5 protein-coding genes are annotated in these 5,235 nt (G+C 70.7%); 3 read left to right on the top strand and 2 right to left on the bottom strand.

Annotated elements, in window-relative coordinates:
• Positions 1-110: 110 nt before the first annotated feature.
• A complete protein-coding gene (locus ACFWY9_RS36765; protein WP_378341072.1) occupies positions 111-1,388 on the bottom strand; it encodes a polysaccharide pyruvyl transferase family protein in 1,278 nt (425 codons plus the stop codon).
• Positions 1,385-1,894, bottom strand: a complete 510-nt coding sequence (locus ACFWY9_RS36760) for an OmpA family protein (protein WP_378341071.1) — start codon at positions 1,892-1,894, stop codon at positions 1,385-1,387. The genes ACFWY9_RS36765 and ACFWY9_RS36760 overlap by 4 nt, the downstream gene beginning before the upstream one ends.
• Positions 1,895-2,253: 359 nt before the next feature.
• Between ACFWY9_RS36760 and ACFWY9_RS36755 the strand changes: the two genes are divergently transcribed.
• The 3 genes from ACFWY9_RS36755 to ACFWY9_RS36745 are packed head-to-tail and all read left to right on the top strand — an operon-like array spanning position 2,254 to position 5,016.
• The gene (locus tag ACFWY9_RS36755; protein ID WP_378330938.1) at positions 2,254-2,880 is read left to right on the top strand and encodes a TetR/AcrR family transcriptional regulator; all 627 of its coding nucleotides are present in this window, start codon (positions 2,254-2,256) and stop codon (positions 2,878-2,880) included.
• Positions 2,881-2,924: 44 nt separating this feature from the next.
• Positions 2,925-3,599 (top strand): VC0807 family protein, encoded by a 675-nt coding sequence (locus ACFWY9_RS36750; RefSeq protein ID WP_378341070.1) that lies wholly within the window; start codon positions 2,925-2,927, stop codon positions 3,597-3,599.
• 7 nt (positions 3,600-3,606) lie between these two features.
• Positions 3,607-5,016 (top strand): FAD-dependent monooxygenase, encoded by a 1,410-nt coding sequence (locus ACFWY9_RS36745; protein ID WP_378341069.1) that lies wholly within the window; start codon positions 3,607-3,609, stop codon positions 5,014-5,016.
• Positions 5,017-5,235: the final 219 nt, after the last annotated feature.

Below are 5,235 nucleotides of genomic sequence, written 5' to 3'. Positions count from 1 at the left end.
CCCTCGCGACATCGGGCGGGGGCCCCTTTCTGCCCCCTATGGGTGGGGGGCTCGTCCCGCCGCCCCGCCCGCGGCCCCCCCCGACAAAGGGGCGCGGTCGTCAGCTCGGCTCAGCCGCTCGCCCGGGACCACCGGGGCCGCAGCACCCGGCGTCGCGTAGCAGGTTCCTCGGTGGGCACGGCCGGCGCGTTCGGCGGGGTGCCGTAGATCGCCTCGGCGACCGAGAGCTTCAGCTGACGGCAGCGCCGCATGACCGAGGCCGGAAACCCGTTCCCGTCCGGGCGTTCCGGTATCTCCGTCGACAGCGCGTCGAGCGGTGTCCACCCCGAGCCGAGGTCGGCCAGGCTCCGATGTTTGGTCGCGTAGTAGTCGGGCGAAACGCTGAGCGCGACCCCGGTCGCCCCGGCGGCCGCGGCCACCAGGTGCAGGTGGTAGCGCGTGGAGATCCAGGTCTGCCCGGGTGCCACGGGCACCCCGTGCCGCCAGACGTCCCGGAACGGGTGGAACTCGGCGCCGTCGAGCTCGTGTTCGAGCAGGACGTGGACCGCGCGATCCACCCGCGGAATTCCTTCCACGACGGCGATCTGACCGGGTTCGGCACGCCAGGCACGCAGCATGCCGAGTACCCTTGCGGCCAATGTGGACACTTCGAGGTCGCCGATGTCCGACTGCACGCACAAAACGAATTCGCGGGCCCGGGAATGTGCCGGCGGCTCGGGGAGATCGAGAAACGCGTCGTCACAGGTGCGGTACGCGGCGGCGGACCCGGCCAGCAACTCCGCTGACGGATCGTCGCGGACGTCGACCACGTCGAACCGGTCGGCGAGCGAGCGCAGGAGGTGGGTCGCGCCGCTGGGGCACGGCATGAATCCCTGGCCGGTCATGGCCGCGCGTCCGCCGGAGCGCCGGGCCGCGGCGGCCGCGCCCGCGATCAGGCCGATGTGCCGGGGCCACAGGGCGTTGAGGTAGCCGCCGCCGATCAGGTGCACGACGTCGGCGCGGCCGAGCAGGGCGATTCCCGCGTCGCGTCGCGGCGCGCGTCCGGGATCGTGCACGACCTCCTGCACCCACGCGGCCACTTCCCACGGATCGTCCGACGGCGCCTCGCCGCACAGGCTCCACAAGGTGTCGACGCACCGCAGGCGGGGATGCAGGTCGCCGAGCAGCAGTTGCGCGGGTCCCGGCGAATGGCAGTCCAGCCAGACCTCGGCGTCCGGCTCGGTCCGCGCGAGATGACGCAGCCACGTCGCGGCGATCAGCTCGTCGCCGAAGTTCGGGTAGCCGCTGGGTCCCACGAGGTAGTGGCAGCGGCTCGAATGCTCCACTGTGGACAGCGTCGTGCGGGCGGGCAGTCCGTGCTGTCCGCCCGCACTGTCGCGACAGGTCACCGCGCGACGCTGATCTGGGTGTTCAGTGCCTGATCACCCTGCGCCTTCTCGCTTCCGGTCGCTTCTTCCTTGACGCGGTCCTTGGCCACGCCGTGCCCTTCGAGGTCGGTGGCGATGGCCTGCGCGCGCTTCTCCGACAACGTCTTCGCCTGCTGTGCGTCGGGATAGCCGGCGTGCGTGGCGACGGTGATCTTGACATCGTTGCCCTGCAACGCCTTGGCGATCTGATCCAAGGTCTGCTTTCCCTTGTCCGTCAGATCCGCCTTCTGCGGTTCGAAGGTGAGGGGGCTCTGCTGAAGCGCTTGCTCGATCGCCGAGTTCACCTGCCCGGCGGCACCGTTCGCCGCACCCTGCCCGGCCGAGCTGGGAGCGCCGGCGCCGGAAGACGCGGCGGCGCTCGAACCGGACGCCCCGTTGGAGCCGTTCGAGTCCCCGGATCCGCAGGCGGTGACCGTGGCGGCCACGACCGCCGCGCCCGCCACCGCCTGGACAATTGTCCTGCGCATGAAGTGCACTCCCTCGTCTGTGGTCTCCGGCTGCTGACGCTGGGATACGAACACGGACGGCCTAGCGCGGCAACTACGGAACAACGGGTGGGTCAGGTGCCGGTTGTCACCCTCACGAGGGGCGATCGCTGCGGACCGGGTCGCGGATCCCCCGGCCGGGGCCGAAAACCGGATGGCGTGCCGCGCGGGGGAAGCCGCCGCGGAGTTCCCCCGAACGAAGGGTCGATCGACGGCGCCCGTCGCGGTAGGGAAGCGACGGGCGCAGGGGTCCTGATAGTCCCTTTTGTCCCGGCGAGCACCGGTTTGCTTGGTTGAACTAGGTCTTGCTCAGTTAAGCAAGACGCGCTAGGGTTTTGCTCATGCCAGCAAAAAGCAGTTCGGACAAGCAAGGCGGGCGGACGTTCATCGAGTCGGCCCGCCGGGCGCAGATCGTGGACGCGGCGATCGAGGTCATCGCGGACCAGGGGTACGCCGGTGCCAGCTTCGCCAAGATCGCCAAGCAGGCCGGGCTGAGCAGTACCGGGATGATCTCGTACCACTTCAAGGGCAAGGACGACCTGATCCGCGAGGTCGTCGCCGAGGTGCTGCGTGTCAACGGCGAGTTCCTGCTGTCCAAAATGGACACCGAGACCAGTATTCTCGGCAGGCTGCGGCTCTACATCACCACCCGGGTCGCCCTGCTCGACGAGTACCCGAAGCACCAGCGTGCCCTGCAGACGATCGTGAACGCGGTGCACAACGAGGACCCGGAGCTGCGTGGCCTCGCCCCCGCCATGGCCGCGTTCGCCATCGAGCAGGAGAAGCGGATCCAGCTGGGGCAGCGGCAGGGCGAGATCCGCGAACTGGACGCGCGGGTGCTGGTGCTCGCGGTGAACGGGGCCCTCGATCAGATCACCAACCAGGCGGCCGTCGATCCGGACTTCGACACGGCGGCGTGCGCCCGCGAGCTGGCCGACCTCTTCGACCGGGCCGTCCGGAAGCAGTGACCGGCACCGTGCCCGCCTCCACCCCAGACGACAAGGACGAAACCATGACTGTGGAAGCATCCTCCCCGGCCACCCCGGTGGAACGGACCCACCGTGAGAAGACCGCGGCGTTGCGCAAGCATTTGGTGCTGCAACTGCTCCTCGAGCTGGTGTTGCCGCTCGGCGGCTACTACGGCCTGCGTGCCGCGGGCCTGAACCAATGGCTGTCGCTGGTGGGCGGCGCCCTGCTCGCCCTGCCGATGATCGGGTACACGCTGGTCAAACAGCGCAGGGTCGACCCGCTCGCCCTGTTCACGCTGAGCCTTGTCCTGCTTGGCGCGCTGACCTCGATGGTGACCGGGGACCCCCGGCTGATGCTGGTCCGCGACAGCTGGATCTTCGGCGCGCTCGGCCTGTGGGTGCTCGGCTCGCTGCTGACCCGGCAGCCGTTCATGCGGTCGATGGCACGCACGATCGTCACCGTGAAGATCGGCGCCGAAGGGCACCGGCAGTGGGACTCCCGCTGGGACACCGAACCGGCGTTCCGCAGGCATCTGCGCGTGGTGACCTTGGTGTGGGGGCTGGGTTTCTGCCTCGACGCGGTCGTCCGCGTGATCCTCGCCTACAGCCTGCCGATCGACTCGGTCCCGCTCGTGAGCACCTTGCAGTGGCTCGTGGTGCTCGGCGGGCTGATCGCCTTCCACATCCGGTACGTCACCAAGCACGGCCTGAAGGTCTGAGGCGGGTATGGACGCGGACGTCATCGTCGTGGGCGCCGGGCCGACCGGGCTGGTGCTGGCCAGCGAACTGGACCTGGCCGGAGCGCGCGTCGTCGTCCTGGACCGGCTGGCCGCGCGAAGCCCGCAGTCGAAGGCGCTGAACCTCCAGCCGCGCACCGCCGAACTGCTCGACGCGCGGGGCTGGCTGGCGCCGATCGCCGAGCGGGCCTTCGCGAACGTCCCCGGCGGGCACTTCGCGGGGCTGCGCCTGGACTACGCGGTCTTCGACACCCGGTTTCCTTACCAGGTGGGTATTCCGCAGGGCCGGGTCGAGGAGGCACTGGAAGCCCGGCTCGCCGGTGCGGGTGTCCCGGTGCTGCGGGGCACCGAGCTGCTTCGGCTGGAGCAGGACGCCGACGGCGTCGCCCTCGCAGTCGGCGGCCCCGAGGGGGAGTGGACGCTGCGCGCGGACTACGCGGTCGGTGCCGACGGCGGGCGCAGCCGGGTGCGCAAGGAGCTGGGCGTCGCCTTCCCCGGCAGGGACGGGCGGGTTTCGATGGCCGTCGCCGACGTCGTGCTGGCCGAGGATCCGAGGCTGCCCACGGAATGGCGGATACCGAACCTCGAACCGTCCGCGAGCAGGTCGGGTTTCCTGATCCCGTTGGAGGACAACGCGTACCGCTTCGTGTTCGCGAGCCAGGAGCAGCAGGAGCTGGGCCGCGACGCGCCGATCACCGAAGAGGAGGTCCGGGCCGCCTTGCACCAGGCACACGGGGACAGCGCGAAGCTGCTCGAAGTTCGCCACGCCTCGCGCTTCACCGACGCCTCCCGGCAGGCCGAGCACTACCGGACGGGCCGGGTGTTCCTCGCGGGGGACGCCGCGCACATCCACTCACCGGCGGGCGGGCAGGGGCTGAACCTCGGCGTGCAGGACGCGTTCAACCTGGGCTGGAAGCTCGGCGCGGCGGTCGCGGGCTGGGCGCCGGAGGGCCTGCTCGGCACCTACCACACCGAACGGCATCCGGTGGCCGCGCGGGTACTGCAGAACACCCGGGCGCAGGGCGTGCTGCTGGTGCCCGATCCGGACGTGCTCGCGCTGCGGGCCATCACCGCCGAACTGGCCGCAACCCCGGACGGGAACCGCCTGCTGGCGGGCATGATCTCCGGTCTGGAGATCCGCTACGACATGCCGGACGGCCCGGCCCATCCGCTGCTGGGCGCCCGGCTGCCGGACGTCGAGCTGCACTCCGGGCGTGGCCTGCTGCTCGGCGGACCGCCCGGGATCGCCGACGGCTGGCGGGACCGGGTGGACCACACACCCGGCGACCCCGGCGATGTCCGCCTTGTCCGGCCGGACGGCTACGTCTGCTTCGCCGGTGACCCGGACGGGCTTCGCGACGCACTGGCCCGCTGGTTCGGTGCTCCTGCCGGGGTTTAGCCGCTGTCTACAAAGGACGTATGGGGGCGGTCGTGACGTGGGTACCTCCCTGAGGGACTCTGGGTCCCTCAGGGAGACACCCACGGACCTGCCCGTCGCGACCTTGGACAAGCACGGCCGGGGCCTGCCAGGTGGCAGCGCATGTCGCGAACGCTCCGTTCGCGACGATCCACGTCCCCTACGGTGCGGTCGCCGCCAAGGTAGGACCCAGCGCCCCAC

The organism is Amycolatopsis sp. NPDC059027, assembly GCF_042739735.1.
Lineage (GTDB): Bacteria > Actinomycetota > Actinomycetes > Mycobacteriales > Pseudonocardiaceae > Amycolatopsis.
Note: the sequence above shows the minus strand (reverse complement) of the source record. Positions and strands in the feature narration are given on the sequence as shown.

Coding starts and splice junctions, on each gene's coding strand:
- ACFWY9_RS36755 (WP_378330938.1), top strand. CDS start 2,254: ATGCCAGCAAAAAGCAGTTCGGACAAGCAAGGCGGGCGGACGTTCATC.
- ACFWY9_RS36750 (WP_378341070.1), top strand. CDS start 2,925: ATGACTGTGGAAGCATCCTCCCCGGCCACCCCGGTGGAACGGACCCAC.
- ACFWY9_RS36745 (WP_378341069.1), top strand. CDS start 3,607: ATGGACGCGGACGTCATCGTCGTGGGCGCCGGGCCGACCGGGCTGGTG.
- ACFWY9_RS36760 (WP_378341071.1), bottom strand. CDS start 1,894: ATGCGCAGGACAATTGTCCAGGCGGTGGCGGGCGCGGCGGTCGTGGCC.